The sequence below is a fragment of the Paenarthrobacter sp. YJN-5 genome (genome assembly GCF_015040095.1).
Taxonomy (GTDB): Bacteria; Actinomycetota; Actinomycetes; order Actinomycetales; family Micrococcaceae; genus Arthrobacter; species Arthrobacter ureafaciens.
This window is the reverse complement of the sequence record NZ_CP053544.1, coordinates 1,553,001-1,574,961: the sequence shown is the minus strand read 5'-3', so window position 1 is coordinate 1,574,961 and position 21,961 is coordinate 1,553,001. Positions and strand designations below refer to the sequence as shown.

The following is a 21,961-nucleotide window of genomic DNA, read 5'->3' as shown; positions in this document are numbered from 1 at the left end:
TGTGTATTGGCGTGCGGGCACAGAAGTGCCCACGTCTACTGGTCAAGGCTACCCGACGAGCCGCGGGTTCCCCGTATCCGCGGCCCTGCCGGCCGCTCACGGGCGCAGTGCCGGAACGGGAAAGGGAGACCGGCAACAGCCAGCCTCCCCCACAACCCGCACCCGGGATAATCGCTAAAGCGCGACGACGGTACCCGACTTTGCGGAGTCCAAAACGGCCTCCGCGACGCGAAGGGTTTCAAGACCCTCGGCCATGGTCACGATGTTCAGGGACTTGCCCAGAACAGCGTCCCGGAATGCTTCATGCTCCATCTTCAGCGGCTCGCGCTTGGCCAGCGCAAAGCGCGTGGACGAACCTTCCGATACGCCGCGGAAGGCGGCGATGGAATCCCAGTCGGTCTGGAACGTGCCGTTCTCCACGAACGTCAGGTCTGCCGAGATCGTATCGGCAATGAAAGCACCCCGCTCACCGAGGACAACGGTGGTGCGCTCCTTCATGGGCGAGAGCCAGTTCACGATGTGGTTGGTGACCACTCCGCTCTTGAGGTGGCCGATCGCAGTCACCATGTCTTCATGGTCACGGCCGCTTCGGGAAGTTGTGTGCGCCACGACGTTGACGAAGTTGCTCTGTGCCAGCCAAGCCGTGAGGTCGATGTCGTGGGTGGCAAGGTCCTTCACGACGCCAACATCCGCAATACGAGCCGGGAACGGTCCCTGCCGGCGCGTGCTGATCTGGTAAACCTCGCCCAGGTCGCCGTTCTCAAGCCGCTCGCGGAGGCTCTGCAAAGACGGGTTGAAGCGTTCGATGTGACCAACGGCACCGATGAGGCCCTTGGACTCGAACGCTTCAGCAATTCTGCGTCCGGACGCCGAGTCATTGGCAATCGGCTTCTCGACGAGGCAGTGGACTCCGGCCTCAGCCAGCTGCAGGGCAACTTCCTCATGCAAAATCGTGGGGACGGCGGCAACTGCCATGTCGATCCCCTGCGCAATGAGTTCCTCGACCGAGCCATGGACTGTCAAGCCGTCGGCTACGTTGTGCGGATCGCCATATGAATCTGCCACCGCGACGAGGTCGACGCCTTCGAGCTCGCGGATAACCCGGGCATGATGGCGGCCCATCATGCCCAAGCCAATGAGGCCTGCGCGAAGATTAGCCACTAGCTGCCTGCCTTCGCCACAGCGTTGACGGCAGCAACGATGCGTTCCAGGTCATCCTGGCTCAGGGAGGGATGCACGGGGATCGAGAGCACGTGGGACGCGGCCTCTTCCGTGACCGGGAGGTCGTCCGAAGTCTGGAACGGCGCAAGGCGGTGGTTGGGAATGGGGTAGTACACACCGCAACCAACCTGGTACTCCTCGCGAAGGGCCTTGGCGAAACCGTCGCGGTCATCGGCAATCCGGATGGTGTACTGGTGGTAGACGTGCTCGTATCCCTCGGCGACCTTCGGCGTGGTGACGCCTTCAATATTGGCGTCGAAGAAGGCTGCGTTGTCCTGCCGGGTCTTGGTCCAGCCGTCAACCTTGGTCAGCTGGACACGGCCGATCGCTGCGTGGATGTTGGTCATACGGCAGTTGAAGCCCACCAGCTCGTTTTCATACTGGCGTTCCATGCCCTGGTTCCGCAGAAGGCGAAGGCGACGTTCGACGTCGGCCAGGCCTGTGCTGACCATGCCGCCTTCCCCGGAGGTCATGTTCTTGGTGGGGTAAAGGCTGAACATGGCGAAGTCACCGAAGGTGCCTACCTTACGGCCGTTCACCGATGCCCCGTGAGCTTGGGCGGCGTCCTCGAATACCTTTACTCCATGCTTTTCGGCGACTGCCCCAATGGCATCAACGTTGAACGGGTGGCCGTAGAGGTGCACGGGCATGATTGCCGCCGTGCGATCGGTGATCTTGGACTCAACGGAGGCTGCGTCCAGGGTGTAGTAGTCAGGGTCAACGTCCGCGAAAACCGGAGTAGCTCCGGTCAGGGCGACGGAGTTGGCGGTGGCCGCAAACGTGAACGAGGGAACAATTACCTCGTCACCGGGACCAATTCCCGCAGCCAGGAGTCCCAAGTGCAGGCCGGAAGTTCCGGAGTTGACCGCTACGGCCGCCCGCCCGTCCAAGAGAACCTGGGAAAACTCCTGCTCGAAGGATGCAACTTCGGAGCCCTGGGCCAGCTGCCCGGAGGCCAGCACCGCCTGCACGGCTTTGGCCTCATCGTCACCGATGATCGGTTTGGCCGGGGGAATGAATTCGGGGCTCATGCCTCTACCTCTCGAAGGGTTTCGTTCTGTTCAACATACGTGGCGCCGGTCTCGGGGCAGACCCAGTTTTCACCGCGGCGTTCCAACGGGAAGCCGGCCTTGCCAACCCATCCGCGCCGCCTGGCAGGAACACCTACCATCAGGGCGAAGTCGGGGACATCCTTGGCCACCACTGCCCCGGCCGCGACGGTAGCCCAGCGCCCAATGGTTACCGGAGCCACGCATACGGCGCGCGCACCGATGGAGGCACCCTCACGGATGGTGACTCCAACGGGTTCCCAGTCATGGGCACTTTTCAGGCTTCCGTCCGGGCTGACTGCGCGCGGAAAGGTGTCATTGGTGAGCACCACTGCCGGGCCTATGAAGACACCCGCTTCCAGCTCAGCCGGCTCGTAAACCAGCGCATAGTTCTGGACCTTGCAGTTATCCCCCATCTTTACTCCGGTACCAATGTAGGCGCCGCGCCCAACGATGCAGTTGGCACCGAGTTCGGCCTTCTCGCGGACTTGGGCCAGATGCCAGATCTTGGATCCATCACCAATTACCGCCTCGTCTGAAACATCGGCGGTCTCTGCAACCACTATCACCGGTGAAGGTCCTTCCTCATTGAGCACACGGGACAACGAGTTTCATCTTAGCGGAGACGTACACAGCGTTCGTATCAAGGTAGCTCCGCCGGTGCCGCCGTTCGTTTTCCACATAGCAGATGTCGTCCGTAGTGGCCTGCCGGCTGTCCGCGTAGCGTCGGGACGAGCAGGCGAACCTGCTCCGGACTACGAAAGGATCGGCCAATGCCCTTGCAGTGCACTTTGGCCCGGGGTCCCCTGGCTGCCACGCACGGGCCGCCCAAGGAACTCACGATCCACCTTCCGGAGGGGACGCCGGGAAGGAAGCTGGCGGCGCTGCTCGCCGATACCCACGGAACCGGCAGGATCCATGTTGCCGGGGAAGACTTGAGGACCTTGGTAGTTGGTGTCCCTCCATTGGTGAACGGTTCGGTCCTTGTGGACGGAGGTCAGGGCGGTCATGCACAGGCCAGCCCGCCGGCCATGCTTCTCGTGGCGCATTCCGGCCCGGCGGCAGGGGCAATGTATCCCGTTCTCCGCGGACGGAACCTCATAGGCCGCGGCACGGCCCACATTTCAGTCCCCGACCCTGACATTTCCCGCGAACATGCAGCACTGGACGTCTCTTTTGCGGACTTGACGCTGACCCGCCTGCCGGCGAATCGTTCCCCGGAGCCGAATCGCCGCCCGGCCACCCCGGAACCATCGCTCATGATCGACGGGAAACCCACGAACCTCGGCCCCGTCAACACGTCATCAACCATCCAATGCGGAAATTCGATATTCTCCCTGCTCGCCTCAAAAGCACCGGTGCCACTGCCCGGTACGGAGGCCGGCTGTTCAGTGCACCAGCCATTGGAGGTTCACCGGCCCACGGGCGGCGGCAACCGATGGGCGGGCCTTGTCACTGGCCTTCTGCCTTTGCTCCTCGGCGTCGGACTTGCCTTGGCTACAGGATCATGGATGTTCCTGGGTTTCACCGCGATCTCGGCCGTCAGCCTGTCAGTGGCGGCATTCTCCGGAAGACAAGCCCGCCGCGAGTTTCGCCGCGCCCTCGGCCAAGCCGTAAGTGAGGACATAAAACGTCGGAATCGTTCGTCGCCATCCGCTGCCGGGATTGCGACGGCGATACTCCTGGAGACGCCCCGGCCCCCGGCCTCTGCTGCTGGTCCCGGCGATTCCGCTTGTGGCGCCGCGGCCCCTGCTGACAGTGAAGGCCGTGCCCTGGCCCGCGTTGCGAAACCAGGTTCCGGCGGTCCAAGAACATCCGGTATCTGGCTGCGCCTTGGTTTGGCCTCGGTTCCGGCCAACATCCGGCTGCTTCCAGAGGACCCTCAGTTCCGCCCTCCCACTTTGGCAGGCGTTCCCCTGACTCTGCCTCCTTCCGCGGGGCAGATTCCGGTTACCGGCGACCCCCTCCACTTCGCTGGTCTGGTCCGCTTGATGCTTATGCAGCTTGCCGCGTATCCCGCAGCCGTTGGTGTCCCCGTGATCATCCTGGGCAGCGGCGCGAACGTGCCTCTTGCTGCCCGGTTCCTGAAGGACTGCCTTGTGGCGGCCACTTCTGAAGCTGCACTGGCGGGCTTGCATGCCTGCAGTGGCAGGCTGCCGGGAAGGCTCTTCGTGTTCAACGCCCCTCCCGCCGGTTCCTCCGGGGTGGAAGCATTGGTGGAGGCGGCCGTTCGAGCGGACTGGCAGGTGGTCAGACACGAAAGAGCCCACCCCGCCGGTTCCAGTGCGTGGACAATCGACATGGATCCGTCCGGAATATCGGCCACACTGGGTTCTCCCGGCGCGCGGCAAAGATTCATTCCCGACCTGGTACCCGAGCCGGTCTTTGACCGCTTCTGCCGGGCGTTATCCGCGCGACAAGCCACATCAGCCGAGGGCGGCCCGCACCTGCTGCCGGATGAGTGTTCCTTGGAGGAGATCGTCCCAAGGGGTCCACGCAGCCTTGCCTCGAGATGGCACAAAAACAGCGGGTCCGGCACATTGAAAGCCGTTCTGGGTAAGGACGGCCACGGTCCGGTGGCCTTCGACTTCCTTATGGACGGTCCCCATTTGCTGGTAGCCGGGACCACTGGCGCCGGCAAGTCCGAACTCTTGCGGACCCTGTCGCTTTCACTGGCAATGAATTACCCACCCCAGGAATTGGTGTTCCTCTTCATTGACTTCAAAGGAGGATCCGGCCTGGGGCCGCTGGAACGCCTGCCGCATTGCGCCGGGTTGGTCACCGACCTTGGCGGTCAGGGCATGAAGCGCGTCCTGGAATCGCTGCGCAGTGAAATCCGGTACCGCGAAGAAGCATTCCACGCCGGGGGCGTTGCCGATATTAAAGACTACCGCCCTCCCGCTTCGGGATCCGGTGGACCGATCCCCCGTTTGGTACTGGTCATAGACGAGTTCCGGATGCTGGTGGATGAAGAGCCCGCAGCCCTCCGGGAGCTGATGCGGATAGCAGCCGTCGGCCGTTCCTTGGGCCTCCACCTGGTCATGGCCACGCAGCGCCCCCAAGGGGCACTGACGGCCGACATCCGCGCCAACGTAACCACAAGCATTGCCCTGCGGGTGCAATCAGAGGCCGAGTCAACAGACATCATCAAGACAGGGGTCGCTGCCGGGATCCCTGTGCGCCTCCCGGGTCGGGCGTTCCTGGCCAGGGCCTTTGGTGCGCCGGAAGAATTCCAATCCGCATCCGTTCTGGTTGCACATCGCGGTCACTTGGATGGGACATGCGTGCAGCCCGCTCTCGATGGCCCTGACACCCGGGACGGCGATGATTCGGATGCCTGGGAGGAAGCTGCCTCGGGGTCGGACAATCCGGGAGTCGGCCGAAACACCCCGCAACGGGCACCCCGCGGCAGATTGGCGGAGCAGGGTCTGCCGGCGTTTGTGGCAATGATTCAAGCGGCGGCAACCACCATGGGCGCTGGCAGCGCTCCCCGCCGAATCATTGCCCCGCCCCTGCCGGCGGAGATTCCGTGGGACCCGGGGCCCGCTACCTGTGACGGCGTGACCACTGCCCCCAAGGATGTTCACGGTGGGCACGGCACCGGCCATGGCATCGGTCTTGGCCTGGTCGACCGTCCCGAGTCCCAGGCAGTTGAGCTGTTGTCGTGGACGCCGTCAGTGCATGGGCACTTCGCGATGATCGGCAGTACGGGCAGCGGCATGCCTGAAGCATTCAGGGCCGTCTCGGCACGGATCGTCACTACGGACCCCTCAGTCCACAGCTACATCCTCGACGCCACTGGCACGTTCCAGGGACTGCCGGAATCCGACCGGTACGGCGCGGTGGCACACCTGCACCAATTGGCGTTCGCTGTACGGGTCCTTGAGCGGATAAAGAGCTTCATGGCGGACCGGCGCAGCTCAAGCGACGGGCCCGTTGCGAGCCAGGGAATCCTGCTCATCATCTCTGGATGGTGCACGTGGGTCTCTGCCATCAGAAACAGCCCTTACGCCTGGGCAGAAGACGTCTTACGCGACATCGTCCGGGACGGAACGCCTCTGGGCGTGACGGTATTGATTTGCGGTGAACGCGAACTCGTCAGTTCGCGGTTTTTTGCGACCATCCCGAACCGTGCTTTCTTTCCGGCCGGCGCCACCGAAGAATCCACTTTCCACTGGCCGAAGCTTCCACCCGTCGATCCCCTCCCGGGACGCGCGGTGGCTCTGGGCAGCTTCGTTCAGGGGAAGAGTGCCGTCGCCCAGTTCCGAAACACACCTGGCGGAAAGGTCTGGCCATACGGCCCCTTGGCTGCAGACTCCCCTGCCCCTCTGCGCCTCCAGCCTCTTCCTGCCTTCCTTGGGACTAAGGAATTACCGGAGCAGGCGCCTACCTGCGGTGACGCGGTGTCGGCAGCATGGTTTGGCGTGGGCGGTGACGACGCCGCGCCACTGGCTATTCCCCTCCGCCGCGGGGGCATTACCTTGGTCCTTGGCGGGCCGGGCTCCGGTAAGACCTCATTATTACGAACACTCATGTCGGTCAACTCCGCTGTGCCGTGGATCTCCCCGGAAGAGAACGTCGGAGACGGCGCATTCTGGACCGACCTGGCGGAAGCGGCGTCGCTTGGAGCATTGGATAAGGACACCGTGTTGCTGGTGGACAACGCCGACACCTTGAACCCCCAAGCGCGCCAGTCTTTGGCCGGCTTGGCGGGTTCAGTAGGCGCGATTGTCATGACAGCTACCACTTCCCCAACGCTCCTGCACCGTCTTCCGTTCGCCGAGGTTGTGCAAGCCACCAGGTCGGGCCTTGTCCTCAGTCCCCGCACACCCTTGGATGGCGATGTTTTCGGAGTACGGCTGAACGTTGAGTCATCTGCTCCCCCTGCCGGCCGCGGCATCCTCATCCAGGGGGCCAGCCAAATACCCTTTCAAGCGGCCTACGCCGGCGGGCGCTTCGAGGGGCGGGCTTGACCCTAGGGGCCGGAACACTGGCTAGAGGGCGCCTTCGGTGCCACCTGTCCGGGACGCGAACGAAATAACGTTTGGCTGAAACAGGAAGAGGATGGCAGCAAGGGCAGGCAGAATCATGGCAAGTCCCGGCAGGATCAAGCCGCTGGTCGCCGTGGGAAACCCAATGGTCAGGACGAACAACTGCGCCACCAAGGCAGCGGCCCTCGTCCAACGGTAGCCGCGGAACAAGAAATGACCCACCGCAAAGAGCCATGCTGAGAAGGCCAGCAGCAGACCCAAAGTGAACACTGCTCCCCAGAAGGTGAGCACCGGCGCTCCCGTCAGCAACTCGAACGCGTACCACGCAGCTGCAGTCAGCAACGCAACAGCTTCCAGCAGTACAACAACGGAAATCACCTTGATTCCCGGAGGACGCTTGGTCTTCGGCAGGGAACCATCAGCGGGACGGCCTACGGGAGCCGCAGCTGACCGGTCCTCGTTTCCATTGCTGTCAGGGGACGGCTGGGCGGGGTTAGCGGGAGGTCTTGACACACTGGCACACTACCCGAGATAGTCGTTTAGCAGTGAGGGCACTGGCGGCTGGTGTGATGCATCGCTCACGGATTCCGGGCATTTCAACGACGAATACCCCTTGTTTACAAGGCGTTAACATGAAACGCTTGACTCAGACGACCAAGGGGGCCCATGCGGGCCCCTTTCCTTTGAAGCCTCTCGTGAATGTTTTCACAAGGGGCCCCCTAGTTCTCACGAATGGAGTGACTGATCAGCATGGATTGGCGTAATCGCGCAGCCTGCCTCGACAAGGACCCGGAGCTCTTCTTCCCAGTCGGCAACACGGGACCTGCACTTCTCCAAATTGAGGAAGCAAAGAGCGTTTGCCGCAGGTGCCCCGTGGTGGACACGTGTCTGCAGTGGGCCTTGGAGTCCGGCCAGGACGCCGGCGTCTGGGGAGGCATGAGCGAAGACGAGCGCCGCGCGCTCAAGCGACGCGCCGCCCGCGCCCGCCGCGCCTCATAAGCACAGGAAATACGTAAGGCTCAGGCCGCGGACCGAATGGTCCGCGGCCTGAGCCTTTTTGATCCGCTCTTGCCCACCACCGCGGGGAATCAGTGCTTTCGGGAAAACGGTGTCAGTTATCCCCTGGCCAGATTCAACACGATCTCGACGGCGGTACCGCCGCCGTCCCGCGGGCTCCACTGGATAGTGCCGCCAAGCTCGCTCGTGACGAGTGTCCGAACAATCTGCAAACCCAGCCCTTCCGTGTATTGCCCTTCGGGAAGTCCAACACCGTCGTCGGCGACGGTCACCGTCAAGAACTCATCGTTGCCTTCGCCGGGAGTGCGGTCGGCCAAGAGCCACACGGTACCGGTTCGGCCCTCCAGCCCGTGCTCCACGGCGTTGGTGACCAATTCGTTGATCACCAGCGCCAGCGGCGTCGCAAAATCGCTCGGAAGCTCCCCGAACATGCCTGAACGCTCCGTGCGGACATGTTGCGATGGCGAAGCGACCTCGGCTGAAAGCCGGAACTGCCTGCCAATCAGTTCGTCGAAGTCGACACTCTGGGTCAGTCCCTGCGACAAGGTCTCGTGGACAAGCGCAATCGTGGCTACGCGCCTCATGGCTTGCTCAAGTCCCTGCTTCGCCTCATCACTGACCATCCGCCGGGACTGCATCCGCAGGAGGGCAGCAACAGTCTGGAGGTTGTTCTTGACGCGGTGATGGATCTCCCGAATGGTGGCATCCTTGGTGACGAGTTCCATCTCGCGCCGCCTCAATTCCGAGACGTCCCGGCACAGGACCAGGGCACCAAAGCGATGCTGTTCATCCCGCAAAGGGATAGCCCGGAGGGACAGGCTGACGCCCCGGGATTCGATCTCACTCCGCCAAGGCATCCGGCCGGTTACTACCAGCGGGAGCGTCTCGTCCACCATCCGGCGGTCCTTGAGCAGCCCTGCCGTGACCTCGGCCAGCGACCTTCCCTCCAGGGACTCCACTTCTCCGAGACGACGGAAGGCGGAGACTCCGTTCGGGCTTGCGTACTGGACCACTCCGTCCGCGTCGAGTCGGATGAGTCCGTCGCCCACACGCGGCGCGCCACGCCGTGACCCGGTGGGCGATGCGAAATCCGGCCAAAGACCCAGGGTTCCCATCCTCAGGAGGTCGTAGGCGCACTGACGATACGTCAGCTCAAGCCTGGAAGGCATCCTGGAACTGGACAGGTCCATGTGCGACGTAACCACAGCAAGTGTCCTGCCGTTCCTGACCATGGGAACCGCTTCGACTCGCAATGCCATCTCGCTGCTCCAGCTGGTTTCGCTTGAGCGTTCGATCGAGCGGCTGTTCCAGGCCTTCTCAACGAGGGGCCTCAGATCCGAGCGGATGCCCTCACCCACGAAGTCCGCATGGAACACCGTATGCGATGTCGAAGGACGGACGTGGGCGAGGGCAATGTAGCCCAGCTCCGGATGCGGAAACCACAGTGCGAGGTCCGCGAATGCCAAGTCGGCGACCATTTGCCAGTCACCGACCAGGAGGTGCAGCCATTCGGCATCTCCAGGCCCGAAATCAGCGTGTTCCCTGATGGGGTCCGTAAAGATTGCCACTGCACCTCCATTTTCGACGCCGGCTGACAGCTAGCGTCGGACGATTGACCTCAAGAGCCTTAATGCTACCGACAGTGAGGCCATGTCATCGGCCTCGAGTGCGTTCACTTCGTCGAACATGGTCTTCGCCCGCCCGAGTTGTTCAGCATTCTGCCCTTCCCAGGCCTTCAGGCGGTCCTCCGCTGAGGCGCCCTTTTCCGTCGACTCAAGCACCGACGTCGTCATGTCCGCAACTGTGGAATAGAGATCATCCCGCAACGCAGCCCGCGCCAGTGCCTGCCAGCGGTCATCCCGGGGCAAGGCGCTGATGCGCTCCAGCAGGGCGTCTACATGGAACCGGTTGAACACCGTGTAGTAGACATTGGCCACGTCCTCGACGTCGGCGCTGCGCGAGGTGGCTATACGGGAGATATCCAGGAGGGCGTAGCTCTCGAACAGTTCCGCCCAACGGTGTGCCAGGTGGTCCGGGAGGTCCCAGGACAGGGCCTTCTCCAACCACTCGGCCACGCGGACCTTGTCGTCTCCACGAAGGTAGTCCAGGAGCCGGGCACGCAGCGGCACCATCATCGGCTTGAAGGAATCCACGACGTCGGCGATCGGTTGGGATGCGATACCTTGCCCCAGCACCCAGCGAACGGCCCGGTCAAGGAGCCTGCGGATGTCCAGGTGGATCTCGCTCCAATGCTCCGTGGGGAAGGATGCCGGCAACGCGTTCAGCTCGTCCACCATCGAATCGAGCTCATAGATTTCCCGAAGGGCAACGAACGCTTTGGCGACGGCGGCCTCGTTGGCGGACGTCTCCTCAATGGCACGGAAGGCAAACGTGATGCCCCCGAGGTTGATGATGTCGTTTGCCACCACAGTCGCGATGATTTCCCGACGCAAAGGATGGGTATCCAGTTCCGCATCGAAACGCTCGCGCAGTTGCTTGGGGAAGTACTGGCGGATGGTGTCCTTGAACCAAGGATCTTCTGAAAGGTCGCTCTCACGCAGCGCGGATGCCAGCTCGATCTTTGCGTAAGCAGCAAGGACCGAAAGCTCGGGAGAAGTCAGTCCCTGTCCCTGGTCGAGACGCTGCCTCAGCGTGTCCGTTGAGGGAAGCGCCTCAAGATCCCGCTTGAGGTCGGCCGACTTCTCCAGCCAGTCCATAAGCCGTTCGTAACTGGGGCTCCACTCCGCCACCCGCGTGCGGTCGTTCAGCAACAGGATGTTTTGGTCGATGTTGTCCTGCAGGACGAGCCGCCCTACTTCTTCGGTCATGTCCGCAAGGAACCGGGAGCGTTCGGACTCCTCCAACTTCCCGGCGGACACCATCCGGTCGACGAAGATCTTGATGTTTACTTCGTGGTCGGAGCAGTCAACGCCGGCGGAATTGTCGATTGCGTCCGTATTGAGAATGACGCCTTGCAAGGCGGCCTCGATGCGGCCACGCTGCGTCAGGCCAAGGTTTCCGCCTTCACCGACGACCTTGACCCGCAGGTCCCGTCCGTCGACGCGGATGGCATCGTTTGCCTTGTCCCCTACGGACGCGTTGGTCTCCGTGCTCGCCTTGATGTAGGTGCCGATGCCGCCGTTGTACAGCAGATCCGCCGGTGCCAACAGGATGGCGCGGAGCAGCTCGGGCGGGCTCAGCTGGGTTGTTCCGTCGGGCAGTCCGAGTGACTGGCGGACCTGCTCGGAGACAGGAATCGTTTTCGCCTGCCTCGGGAAGACACCGCCGCCTTCGCTGATGAGCGCGCGGTCGTAATCGTCCCACGATGACCTGGGCAATTCGAACAGGCGCTGCCGCTCGGCGAAGGAGGCCGCCGCATCCGGCGTCGGGTCAAGGAAGATGTGCCGGTGGTCGAAGGCAGCCACCAAGCGGATGTGCCGGGAAAGGAGCATGCCGTTGCCGAAAACATCGCCCGACATATCCCCGACACCCACCACCGTGAACTCTTCGGTCTGCGTGTCCAGGTCCAGTTCGCTGAAGTGCCGCTTGACGGACTCCCAGGCGCCGCGGGCGGTGATGCCCATGGCTTTGTGGTCATATCCAACCGAGCCTCCGGAAGCGAAGGCGTCACCCAGCCAGAAACCATACTCTGCCGCCAGCCCGTTGGCGGTGTCGGAAAACGTCGCGGTTCCCTTGTCCGCAGCGACCACCAGGTAGGAGTCGTCGCCGTCGTGCCGGACAACGTCCGACGGCGGAACAAGCTTTTCGCCTTCAGGCGAGGTGACGAGGTTGTCGGTGATGTCCAACAGCCCACGGATGAAGGTCTTGTAGCTTTCGATGCCTTCTGCCATCCACGCGGCGCGGTCCACGGTGGGATTCGGAAGCTTCTTGGCGAAGAATCCTCCCTTCGCACCCGTGGGCACGATGACGGCGTTCTTTACGGTCTGGGCTTTGACGAGACCGAGGATCTCCGTTCGGAAATCTTCCCGGCGGTCGGACCAGCGGAGGCCGCCACGCGCCACCTTGCCAAAGCGGAGGTGGACACCTTCGACCCGTGGCGAGTAAACCCAGATTTCGTACATCGGCCGCGGGAAGGGCAATCCCTCGATGCTCGTCGGATCAAGTTTGAAGCTGAGGTAGCCCTTGTTCTGGAAGTAATTGGTGCGAAGCGTCGACTCGATCAGGTTGACGAAGGTCCGCAGGACACGGTCAGCATCCAGCGTCGCAACGTCTTCGATTGCTTCGGCGAGGGCGGCGCGGGCGGCAGCCTGGCGTTCCTCGCGTTCGTCTTCTGAAACTTCGGGATCGAACCGTGCAGCAAAGAGTACAGTCAGTCCGCGGGCGACTTCAGGGTTGGACAACAAGGTGTCGGCAATGAACCCGAACGAGTTCGTGTTGCCCATTTGGCGCATGTATTTGGCATACGCGCGAAGCACCGTGACCTGGCGCCAGTGCATCCCTTCCCGGAGCACCAAGCGGTCAAAGTCGTCGGACTCGACTGCACCTGTCACCGCGGCGCCGAAGGAATCAGCCAAGAGGTTGCCCGTGGCGAGAGGATCAATACCTGTGGGGTACTTCAGGCCAAGGTCATAGAGGAAGAAGTCGCGGTGGTCGGCGGTTTCGATTTCGAAGGGCCGTTCATCGAGCACTTCCAAGCCCAGGTTGTGGAAGTAAGGAAGGATCTGGCTGAGGCTCTTAGGCTCCATGAGGTACAGCTTGACGCGTGCGTCTTCTTCAAGGGACTCTCCTGCCCCCTCCGGAAGGTAGACATGGACACCCGGACGCAGGTTCGCGTTGGTTTCCCCGTTGCGTTCCGCCTGGGCGCCGTACTTCTCGAAGCGTTCGATGTCCTCGAGGGCGTCCTCCACCTCGTAGTCCACGCGGTAGCCGGCAGGGAAAGCTTCGGCCCACAACCCTGACAGTACGTCCGCTTCTTCTGCGGGCCGGTTCTCGCGGAGGACTTCGGCTATGCCTTCGCTCCATGAGCGGGAGGCGCGCATCAACCGGTGTTCCAGCTCCGCAACGTTCACTTCTGCCAATTCGGCTGTTCGGGGTAGCCGGATCCGGAAGAACACACGGGCTAGGGCCGACTCGGTGATCCTTGCCTCGTAGTCAATGCTTTCGGCCTGGAAGGTTTCCCGCAGCTCCTGCTCGATCCTGAGGCGGACGCTGGTGGTGTAGCGGTCGCGCGGCAGGTACACCACGGCAGACATGAATCTGCCGTAGATGTCGGGGCGCAGGAAGAGCTTGGTCCTGCGGCGTTCCTGCAGCCGCTGGATTCCCGTCGCTGTGGCAGCAAGGTCGGGAACCTCGATCTGGAAGAGTTCGTCGCGCGGGTAGGTCTCCAGGATGCCCAGGAGGTCCTTGCCCGAATGGGAGTCAATGGGGAACCCCGCGTTGCGGAGCACTGCATCCACCTTGTCCCGGACGATAGGAATGTTCCGAACGGATCCTGTGTACGCACTCGTGGCAAAAAGGCCAATGAAGCGGCGCTCGCCGTTGACGTTGCCGGCGGCGTCGAAGCTCTTCACGCCAATGTAGTCAAGGTATGCCGGACGGTGAACGGTCGATCGGGAGTTGGCTTTGGTGATGACCAGCGCCCGCTTCTCCCGCGCACGCTTACGACCGGCGTCGGTAAGGTGTTGGATTTGCCGGGTATTGTCGCCTGCACGCAGCAAGCCCAGGCCGCTGTCCTCGCGAAGCTCCAGGACATCCTCGCCGTCCTCATTGATGAGGTCGTACTCCCGGTATCCGAGGAACGTGAAGTTGCCCTTGTCCAACCATCGCAGGAGGTCTTGGGCCTGGCGGAGTTCGGCAATTTGCTCCGGGTGCGAAACGGTGCCCAAAGCCTCGGCAAGTTCCAAGGCTTTGCTCCGCATCTTCGGCCAGTCCTCGACGGCGGCGCGGACGTCCCCCAAGACGCGCTGCAGGCCCTCGACCAGCTCTTTCCGCGCGTCGTCATTCACGCGGTCAATTTCGACGGCGATCCAGGATTCCATGTGCGAGGCGTTGTCGCCGTTCCCCAGCAGGTGCGCCACGCTGGGCAATGCTGCGGTGTCGCCGCTTGAGATTCCGACGTTGGAGGGGACGCGCGAAACGCTGGCCAGATCCCCGGTTACACGGTTGCGGGTAGCCACGAACAGGGGGTGCATGACCAGGCGGATGGCGCAGTTCTGCCGCACCAGTTCAGCGTTGACCGAGTCGACGAGGAAAGGCATATCGTCCGTGACAATGTAGACGACGCTTCGATCCGCCTCCCCAACGACTTCTACTACTGCATTTCCTGGCAGGCGGGAGGACGCCAGCTCCTTGTGCTTGTTGGCCCGGGCAATCAGGACCTCAGGAGAGTAGCCTCGGGAATCCTCCTCTGCGAGGTGCTCGTAGTAGTCACCGAAGAAACCTTCGCGGACAACTGCTGCATCGGACCGATCCTCCACACTGGACCCTGACGACATCTACAAACGCCTCCATCACCTGTTGATTGCTGCGACTCTGCAGCCCACAAAATGAGCCTAGCGCTTAAGGAACCCAAGGGCTCTGGTATTTCGTCCAGCGGATTCTCGGTTTTGCTGGATATCTGCACAGGACAGCTCCGCAATGGCTTTACGGAGTGCGGAGTCGGGGGCGGACTCCAGGAGCACCGTTCCCGACAAGAGCGCCGCATCGCAGGCAGCAGGGTCTGAGGGCAGGTAAGCGGAAATGGCCATGCCCGGCCCGAACCGTTCCCAGGCTTGCAGCAGTTGTTGCCTTGGTCCCCGCCCTACCGAAGTTTGCCTGACCTTGTTGAGGACCACCCGAATGGTGGCCTGTTCAGCGGCGTCCTTCAGCTCCCCAAGTCCTCGGACGAGCCTCGGGATGCCCACGGCATCCGCCGCTCCGACTGCAATGACCTCGTCTGCGAGTTCCATGATTTTCAATGCGGCTCCGTTCCTGCGCGGGGTCATGGAGTCAAAGCTCAATTCCTCGTCAGCCTCCAGGCAAAACCCGACATCCACCACCACAACGTCCGCAAGCTGCTTGGCCCGCTCCACTACGGCTGACAGGGCAGAAGGCCGGAGTTCGGTCCATCGATCAGCGCGGGTAATGCCCCCAAGGAGACGGAAGCTGTTAGCCCGCACATTCACCTCCTCCGCTATGCGGGTGAGTCCAGCGACGTCAAGGACACCCTGGTCTGCCAAGCGGCATGCTTGGGCAAGCCCAGCAGATTCATCAAGCAGACCCAGCATGGCTGATGCACTGGCACCATAGCTGTCCGCATCCGCAAGAATGACTGAGCTCCCCCGGGCAGCCAGTTCGGCAGCGACATTGACCGCAACCGTGGTCCTCCCTGGCGCTCCCACCGGTCCCCACACTGCGATGACCCGCCCTGCGCCCTCCCGGACCACCTCAGCTGCAGGCAGCTGCACCTCCGCATCCGGGAAGAGCCCGGCGAAAGCCGTTCCTGCAGCAGCACGGGGGCTCTCCCTCTGCCGGTCAACCGCACGGGAAATGCGGTCGGCAAGGTCGGCGGCGGCTATGTCCGCCCGCTCCGGCAGCACGCCGATCGCTTCCAGTCGGAGCATTTCCTCAGCGTCATCTGTCAGCACGACAACGGAGACACCCACGGCGTCCAATCTCTCCACGAGGCTGGACGAGAGGTCCGAGGTGTCGGCCGAAATGACGGCGGCCATGGCCAAGCCACTTTCGCATGCTGCGAGCAGCTCCGTCAGTTCCGTGCAGCGCCGAACGACGGTGACCGGACCGTGCAATCGCTCAAGCCCACCCACCACGAACTGTTGGTCGGGGCCGAAGGTGACTACCGGAATGCTCATTGCCGAACGCCTGAAGGGTTCCAGACCGCGGATACCTTTGCGCCGTTAGCCTGCGCGCCCAGCAGCTCGGGCATCTGTTGATCCGTCACAAGGACCAGGAGAACTGTTGACTTGGACGCCCCCAAAGCACTGGAACCGGGCGTAACCGCGGTCACTTCCGCCCCGGGGAGCAACAGGACCGGCCTATCGAAGCTGCGTGCAGAGTCCGGTTTCGAAACCCAGACGTCCACCCTGGCCCCGGGAACTACTTGGTCCGGCAAGGCTGTGTCCACAGGGATGGCCACGGGTTTGCGGTCCAAGGCATCGGCCCGCCCGAGGCTCTGACGAGGCACCAACTGATGCTTTTCGATCCGCTGAAGCGCCACGTCGCCTTCTGCAAGGCCGGCCGAAACCGTTAGGTAGAACGCCTCCACATCTCCCAAACGCACATCAACCGCTTCGAGGTCATCGGCACTTATGGACTGGCCCACAGCGATTGGCTCCTTAGCCGCGTACAGCTTGTTGGTTTTGTCAGCGGAGCCGATAACGGCCACGACTCCTGACACGGACAGCAAGACCAACAGAATCCCGATGAGGAGCCTGGGGTCCTTCCATGAAGGGGCTTTCAATCGCGCCGTTCCGGTAGGTGACCCCTGCTCCATCATTCATGCTCCCCCGTCAGTTGTGACATGCGGCTGTTCCGCCACCTCATTGTCCGGGGATTTCAGCACCAAGCCCAACCGAAGAGCCATGAAAAGCATGAAACTGTGGATAACCGCACCAAAGCCTGCATTTCGATGGCAAAATGGTCCCATGCCCCGTTTCTTGACCTTGGCCGACGTTGCCGAACAACTCCAGATCAACTCCCCCCAGGCCTACGCGCTCGTTAGGAGCGGAGAACTCAAGGCCATACAGGTAGGCGGCCGCGGCCAGTGGCGGATCGAAGAAAAGATGTTGGAGCAGTACATCGAAGAGCGCTATGCCGAGGCGAGCCGGACGATCGAGAAATCCAGGTCCAAATCTGCCTGAAAGCGGCAGTGGTCCACCTTCCTCTAATACTCGCGTCGCGAAGCAGAGCGCACCCCGAGCAGAGACCTAAAGGCCACGGTAGCTACAGCAGTCACGGCGGTGGCACGGCGCGCCTCTCCTCCCGTGACAGCGATCTCCAGGAAGTCCTTGCCCACCCTGTCGATGACTCCGCTGAGCACACGCCCCGCAGCGCCTGCCGCCACATGGACCTCAACACTCAGTCTTTCGCGGGCGAGGCCCCGAAGGGCACTGGCCAAGGGAAATACCAAAGCAGGCCCATTCACAGGCTTCCGGGCCAGCCTGCCAAGATTCTCGAAATAGCTCACGGACTGCAACGGAATGAGCCACTGACGGGTGGCAGTGTTGAGCACCAACCAGTCCGCCCCGACCCGCCCCAACGAACCGGCTTCCTTGCTGCCATTGTTTAGCGTGATCGAGACTTCGCGCCCGAGGGCGCCGCGGAGCCTGTCGGCGAGTTCGAACTGCGCGACCTCCACGCGGGCACGTTCGGCAACCTCCGCTTCCCGCGCCAACGTGCGGTCAGCAAAAAATTGCGCCTCCATGTCACCGAAAAGAGAGTCCCATCTCATCTGCTCAGGCTAGGCTCTGAAGAAACAAGCAGCAACACCACGGCGCGTAACAATTGGACACATTGCATCAAGGAAGTTCAAACTGAACTAATTGCATCAAATGACATCAAACTGCTGTGGGGAGCACGAGTCCGATGAGCCAGGAACTAAGACCACTTCGGAACGACGCCGCGTTGGCCATTGCCATCTTGTTCATCGGTTGCCTTTTGGTGGTTGTCGGCGGCCCTTGGCCACGTATAAAAGCGGTGCCGATTGACGCACTGACGTTTGACCAGCTCTTCGGCCTCGGCGCGAACCTCGCGGGTCTGGCCGTCGTGTCCTGGTGGTTACTTTCCTTTGTTCTCGGCCTCATGGCGAATGTCTTGAAACGAACCGGACAAAGTACTGCCGCGCGAGTCGCCTCCATAGCCACCCCTGCTTTCATGATTCGCATCGGAGCAGCCGTTCTGAGCGTGAATCTTCTAGGAGGCACCGCGGCCTTCGCCGCTTCTGTTCCCGATCCGGGGTGGAGAAGCACGTGCACAGCACAGTCACCCGATGCCGCTTGGACGAAGACAGGCCTGAACGTGACACCCGGGTGGAAGCCCAAGGCTCCAATTATCGACCCGGGTTTACTCAGTCGGTCTTCTGCACGCGTGGCAACGCCACGAGCTTCGGACGATGAAGGCGTTGTTGTCATGCCGGGCGACACCCTATGGTCCATCGCGGCCAGCAGGTCAGGACCATTCGCCAGTGATCTCGATATCGCCCTCGAGTGGCCCAAGTGGTACGCGGCCAACAAAACAACGATCGGCGAGGACCCTGCGGTTCTCCATCCCGGACAGGTCCTGAAACCTCCGCCGCGAACCTGACCATTCGTCCCACTCCAGCAAATCAGCCCACTCAGGGGCATTTAGATCCAATTTCACCCCTTTCAGGGTCATCCCAGATAGCACTGGAGCCAGGCAAACCCCATGCCCGGCTCCCTCAAGCAACTCTCTGAGGATGGACCATGAGCGTAAGCACTACCCAACGACTGGGCGCCAGGCCAAAACCGAAACGCAGGCTTCCGGTCCGCGGCTCCGGCGGCAACAGTATCGATGTCCGGTTAGTTGCCCGCAGCATAGCCCAGGCAGTCGTGGAGGTGCTTGCCGGAACGCGTCCTATACAACAGTTGGCAGTTTCCTTGTCTGATGACTGCTATTTTTCGCTTCAACACAGAGCTGCCCTGACCCGTGAACACGCCGCGAAATCGCGCGCATCACAACGCATCCACCTCAGCCCCATGGTGCGCTCGGTACGTGTGTGCAGCATTTCCGACACCATCTGTGAGGCCTCAGTCGTGGTGGCGGAAGAGCACCGCTGCCGGGCTTTGGCAATCCGGCTGGAACTGATGGACGATGTGTGGCAGGTGACCGCGCTCGAGATTGGATGAAACGCTCGCCATCAGGCAAGAAGAAGTCCGGGATCGCTCGCATTGAACGATCCCGGACTCTCACGATTCGAACGAACCGAACTAACGCCGCTTCTTCTTAGCGGGCTTCCGCGGTTCCTGGGTGGCTGCCTTCGCAGGGTTTCCCGAACGGCCTGAAGACCTTCCCTCAATGCGCGTCTGGGTTCCTCCGTCTTCGCCGGGCGCCGTGTACTGCAGCTGAGCCGGCTTCTCAGGCGCTTCGAGGCCTGCCGCCCGGATTTGAGGCTCGTGGTGCTCGGTATGCGTGCCACCAACAGAGTCGTCGGCCACCACAACGTCTTCCGCCGGGGTTACCTCTACCTCGAGGTTATAGAGGAACCCAATGCTCTCTTCGCGGATGGCCTCCATCATGCTCTGGAACATGACATAGCCCTCGCGCTGGTACTCCACCAACGGGTCCCTCTGCGCCATCGCCCTCAGGCCGATGCCTTCCTTGAGGTAATCCATCTCGTAAAGGTGCTCTTGCCACTTCCGTCCCAAGACCGAAAGGACGACGCGACGTTCAAGCTCACGCATGCTTTCAGAGCCGATAGCTTCTTCGCGTGCCTGGTAGACCAACTTCGCGTCGGAGAGGATCTCATTCCTCAGGAACTCGACCGTAACCTTGGACTTGCCTCCAGCCTCATCAATGATGTCCTGGGCGGTGACCGTTGCCGGGTAAAGGGTCTTAAGGTTCGACCAGAGCTGGTTGAAGTCCCAATCGTCGCCGGTACCTTCGGCAGTCGCGGCGTCAATCAGGGCGTTAATGGTGTCTTCCAGGAAGAACTGAACCTTTTCGTGGAGATCGTCCCCCTCAAGGATCCGACGGCGGTCACCGTAGATAGCCTCGCGCTGGCGGTTCAGGACATCATCGTATTTGAGGACGTTCTTGCGCTGTTCCGCGTTCCGGGCTTCCACCTGGCTTTGGGCCGAGGCGATGGCTCGGGACACGAGCTTCGATTCCAGGGCAACGTCGTCCGGGACCGAACTGTTCATGAGCCTTTCGGCTGCACCGGAGTTGAACAGCCTCATGAGGTCATCGGTCAGGGAGAGGTAGAAGCGGGACTCACCGGGATCACCTTGACGGCCGGACCGTCCGCGAAGCTGGTTGTCGATGCGGCGGGATTCGTGGCGCTCAGTGCCCAGGACGTAGAGACCGCCCAGATCCAACACTTCCTCATGCTCATCCTTGACGGCCTGCTTGGCCGCGGCGAGCGCCTCCGGCCAAGCGGCCTCGTACTCGTCCGAGTTTTCCTCGGGGTCGAGTCCGCGCTTGGCCAACTCGGCAATCGCAGTGAACTCGGCGTTTCCGCCCAACATGATGTCCGTGCCGCGGCCTGCCATGTTGGTAGCAACAGTCACTGCGCCTTTACGACCCGCTTGTGCCACGATCGAGGCTTCCCGGGCGTGGTTCTTTGCATTGAGTACCTCGTGGCGGATGCCTTCTTTACCCAGCAACTTGGAGAGATATTCGCTCTTCTCCACGCTGGTTGTGCCCACCAGGACGGGCTGGCCCTTCTCATGCCGCTCGGCGATGTCCTTGACCACCGCGTCGAACTTCACGATTTCGTTCTTGTAGACGAGGTCGGGCTGGTCAATGCGCTGCATGTCCCGGTTGGTCGGGATGGCTACTACGCCCAGCTTGTAGGTGCTCATGAACTCTGCGGCTTCCGTCTCAGCCGTGCCGGTCATGCCGGACAGCTTGGAATACATGCGGAAGTAGTTCTGCAGGGTGACGGTGGCGAGAGTCTGGTTCTCTGCCTTGATCTCGACATTTTCCTTGGCCTCGATCGCTTGGTGCATGCCCTCGTTGTAGCGGCGCCCGGCGAGGATACGTCCGGTATGTTCATCGACGATCAGCACTTCGCCGTCCAGGATGACGTAGTCCTTATCCCGCTTGAAAAGCTCCTTGGCCTTGATGGCGTTGTTGAGGAAACCGATCAAAGGAGTGTTGGCTGATTCGTACAGGTTCTGGATGCCGAGGTAGTCCTCGACTTTTTCGATGCCGGATTCCAGCACGCCTACCGTGCGCTTCTTTTCGTCGACCTCGTAGTCAACGTCCGGCTGGAGGCGAAGAACAACCTTGGCAAACTCGCTGTACCAGCGGTTGGTGTCCCCCTGGGCGGGGCCGGAGATGATCAGCGGTGTACGTGCCTCGTCGATCAGGATGGAGTCGACTTCATCCACAATCGCGAAATGGTGTCCTCGTTGCACGAGCTCGCTGGCATCCCAGGCCATGTTGTCGCGCAGGTAATCGAATCCGAACTCGTTATTGGTGCCGTACGTGATGTCCGCAGCGTACTGTTCCCTGCGCAAGGCCGGATCCTGGTTGGACAGGATGCATCCGCTGGTGAGGCCCAGGAAGCGGTAGACGCGGCCCATCAGCTCGGATTGGTACTCGGCTAGGTAATCGTTGACCGTCACAACATGGACGCCCTTGCCGGTCAAAGCATTCAGGTAGGCGGGCGCCGTTGCGACGAGGGTTTTACCTTCACCGGTCTTCATTTCGGCAATATTGCCCAGGTGGAGTGCGGCGCCACCCATGAGCTGTACGTCGAAGTGGCGCATACCCAGCGTCCTGGACGAAGCCTCCCGAACTGCAGCGAAGGCCTCGGGGAGAAGATCGTTGAGGGTTTCTCCGTCTTGGTGACGGGCGCGGAGCCGGTCGGTCTCTTCACGGAGTTCGGCATCTGAGAACGTCTTGAATGAGTCTTCAAGGGCATTGATGGAATCGGCATAGTTCCGCAGTTGCTTCAGGGTTTTTTTGTCACCCGTGCGGAGAAGTTTTTCGATTAGTGATGCCACGTGAAATTGCTCCCAGTCTCATGCTGCCGAATTCTGG

15 protein-coding genes are annotated in these 21,961 nt (G+C 61.8%); 5 read left to right on the top strand and 10 right to left on the bottom strand.

What is annotated here, in order from left to right; genetic code table 11:
* Positions 1-174 precede the first annotated feature (174 nt).
* From HMI59_RS07405 to HMI59_RS07395, 3 genes are read right to left on the bottom strand one after another with little or no spacing between them, the layout of a single operon-like run.
* Positions 175-1,161 (bottom strand): Gfo/Idh/MocA family protein, encoded by a 987-nt coding sequence (locus HMI59_RS07405; RefSeq protein WP_021471883.1) that lies wholly within the window; start codon positions 1,159-1,161, stop codon positions 175-177.
* Complete coding sequence (locus tag HMI59_RS07400; protein ID WP_166183320.1) at positions 1,161-2,252, bottom strand: DegT/DnrJ/EryC1/StrS aminotransferase family protein; 1,092 nt, start codon at positions 2,250-2,252, stop codon at positions 1,161-1,163. Before HMI59_RS07400 ends, HMI59_RS07405 begins: the two co-directional genes overlap by 1 nt.
* Positions 2,249-2,866, bottom strand: coding sequence for an acyltransferase (locus tag HMI59_RS07395; RefSeq protein WP_062099255.1), 618 nt, complete (start codon positions 2,864-2,866; stop codon positions 2,249-2,251). Before HMI59_RS07395 ends, HMI59_RS07400 begins: the two co-directional genes overlap by 4 nt.
* A 177-nt stretch (positions 2,867-3,043) precedes the next feature.
* Here HMI59_RS07395 and HMI59_RS07390 point away from each other — a divergent pair, with 177 nt between their 5' ends.
* On the top strand, positions 3,044-7,243 hold the full coding sequence (locus HMI59_RS07390; RefSeq protein ID WP_193593245.1) for an FtsK/SpoIIIE domain-containing protein: 4,200 nt from the start codon (positions 3,044-3,046) through the stop codon (positions 7,241-7,243).
* Positions 7,244-7,264: 21 nt separating this feature from the next.
* Here the strand turns inward: HMI59_RS07390 and HMI59_RS07385 are convergent, their stop codons facing one another.
* Positions 7,265-7,774: a hypothetical protein gene (locus tag HMI59_RS07385; RefSeq protein WP_193593244.1), complete on the bottom strand. Its 510-nt coding sequence runs from the start codon at positions 7,772-7,774 to the stop codon at positions 7,265-7,267.
* Positions 7,775-8,011: 237 nt separating this feature from the next.
* Between HMI59_RS07385 and HMI59_RS07380 the strand changes: the two genes are divergently transcribed.
* Positions 8,012-8,260, top strand: coding sequence for a WhiB family transcriptional regulator (locus HMI59_RS07380; RefSeq protein ID WP_003804966.1), 249 nt, complete (start codon positions 8,012-8,014; stop codon positions 8,258-8,260).
* 116 nt (positions 8,261-8,376) lie between these two features.
* Here HMI59_RS07380 and HMI59_RS07375 read toward each other — a convergent pair whose 3' ends face one another.
* The 4 genes from HMI59_RS07375 to HMI59_RS07360 are packed head-to-tail and all read right to left on the bottom strand — an operon-like array spanning position 8,377 to position 16,730.
* Positions 8,377-9,846 (bottom strand): sensor histidine kinase, encoded by a 1,470-nt coding sequence (locus tag HMI59_RS07375; RefSeq protein WP_193593243.1) that lies wholly within the window; start codon positions 9,844-9,846, stop codon positions 8,377-8,379.
* Positions 9,847-9,876: 30 nt separating this feature from the next.
* Entirely contained in the window at positions 9,877-14,733 is a 4,857-nt protein-coding gene (locus tag HMI59_RS07370; RefSeq protein ID WP_193593242.1) for an NAD-glutamate dehydrogenase, read from the bottom strand.
* Positions 14,734-14,790: 57 nt separating this feature from the next.
* Entirely contained in the window at positions 14,791-16,089 is a 1,299-nt protein-coding gene (locus HMI59_RS07365) for a P-loop NTPase (RefSeq protein WP_193593241.1), read from the bottom strand.
* Complete coding sequence (locus tag HMI59_RS07360) at positions 16,086-16,730, bottom strand: hypothetical protein (protein WP_166183806.1); 645 nt, start codon at positions 16,728-16,730, stop codon at positions 16,086-16,088. Before HMI59_RS07360 ends, HMI59_RS07365 begins: the two co-directional genes overlap by 4 nt.
* Positions 16,731-16,881: 151 nt before the next feature.
* On the opposite strand from HMI59_RS07360, the gene HMI59_RS07355 reads away from it, so the two are divergent.
* The gene (locus HMI59_RS07355) at positions 16,882-17,097 is read left to right on the top strand and encodes a helix-turn-helix domain-containing protein (protein WP_193593240.1); all 216 of its coding nucleotides are present in this window, start codon (positions 16,882-16,884) and stop codon (positions 17,095-17,097) included.
* A 23-nt stretch (positions 17,098-17,120) separates the two neighbouring features.
* Here HMI59_RS07355 and HMI59_RS07350 read toward each other — a convergent pair whose 3' ends face one another.
* Positions 17,121-17,687 carry a hypothetical protein gene (locus tag HMI59_RS07350; protein WP_193593239.1) on the bottom strand — a complete coding sequence of 189 codons (567 nt, stop codon included), beginning with the start codon at positions 17,685-17,687 and terminating at the stop codon, positions 17,121-17,123.
* 134 nt (positions 17,688-17,821) lie between these two features.
* Between HMI59_RS07350 and HMI59_RS07345 the strand changes: the two genes are divergently transcribed.
* Positions 17,822-18,538, top strand: a complete 717-nt coding sequence (locus HMI59_RS07345; RefSeq protein WP_193593238.1) for a LysM peptidoglycan-binding domain-containing protein — start codon at positions 17,822-17,824, stop codon at positions 18,536-18,538.
* A 140-nt stretch (positions 18,539-18,678) separates the two neighbouring features.
* A complete protein-coding gene (locus HMI59_RS07340; protein WP_193593237.1) occupies positions 18,679-19,101 on the top strand; it encodes an Rv3235 family protein in 423 nt (140 codons plus the stop codon).
* A gap of 81 nt (positions 19,102-19,182) precedes the next feature.
* Here the strand turns inward: HMI59_RS07340 and secA are convergent, their stop codons facing one another.
* Positions 19,183-21,924: a preprotein translocase subunit SecA gene (gene secA, locus HMI59_RS07335; RefSeq protein ID WP_021471870.1), complete on the bottom strand. Its 2,742-nt coding sequence runs from the start codon at positions 21,922-21,924 to the stop codon at positions 19,183-19,185.
* Positions 21,925-21,961: the final 37 nt, after the last annotated feature.

Bases quoted from the DNA above. Each gene is read 5' to 3' on its own strand.
- HMI59_RS07350 (WP_193593239.1), bottom strand. From the start codon at position 17,687: ATGAGATGGGACTCTCTTTTCGGTGACATGGAGGCGCAATTTTTTGCT.
- HMI59_RS07400 (WP_166183320.1), bottom strand. From the start codon at position 2,252: ATGAGCCCCGAATTCATTCCCCCGGCCAAACCGATCATCGGTGACGAT.
- HMI59_RS07370 (WP_193593242.1), bottom strand. From the start codon at position 14,733: ATGTCGTCAGGGTCCAGTGTGGAGGATCGGTCCGATGCAGCAGTTGTC.
- HMI59_RS07355 (WP_193593240.1), top strand. From the start codon at position 16,882: ATGCCCCGTTTCTTGACCTTGGCCGACGTTGCCGAACAACTCCAGATC.
- HMI59_RS07345 (WP_193593238.1), top strand. From the start codon at position 17,822: ATGAGCCAGGAACTAAGACCACTTCGGAACGACGCCGCGTTGGCCATT.
- HMI59_RS07390 (WP_193593245.1), top strand. From the start codon at position 3,044: ATGCCCTTGCAGTGCACTTTGGCCCGGGGTCCCCTGGCTGCCACGCAC.
- HMI59_RS07340 (WP_193593237.1), top strand. From the start codon at position 18,679: ATGAGCGTAAGCACTACCCAACGACTGGGCGCCAGGCCAAAACCGAAA.
- HMI59_RS07365 (WP_193593241.1), bottom strand. From the start codon at position 16,089: ATGAGCATTCCGGTAGTCACCTTCGGCCCCGACCAACAGTTCGTGGTG.
- HMI59_RS07380 (WP_003804966.1), top strand. From the start codon at position 8,012: ATGGATTGGCGTAATCGCGCAGCCTGCCTCGACAAGGACCCGGAGCTC.
- HMI59_RS07360 (WP_166183806.1), bottom strand. From the start codon at position 16,730: ATGGAGCAGGGGTCACCTACCGGAACGGCGCGATTGAAAGCCCCTTCA.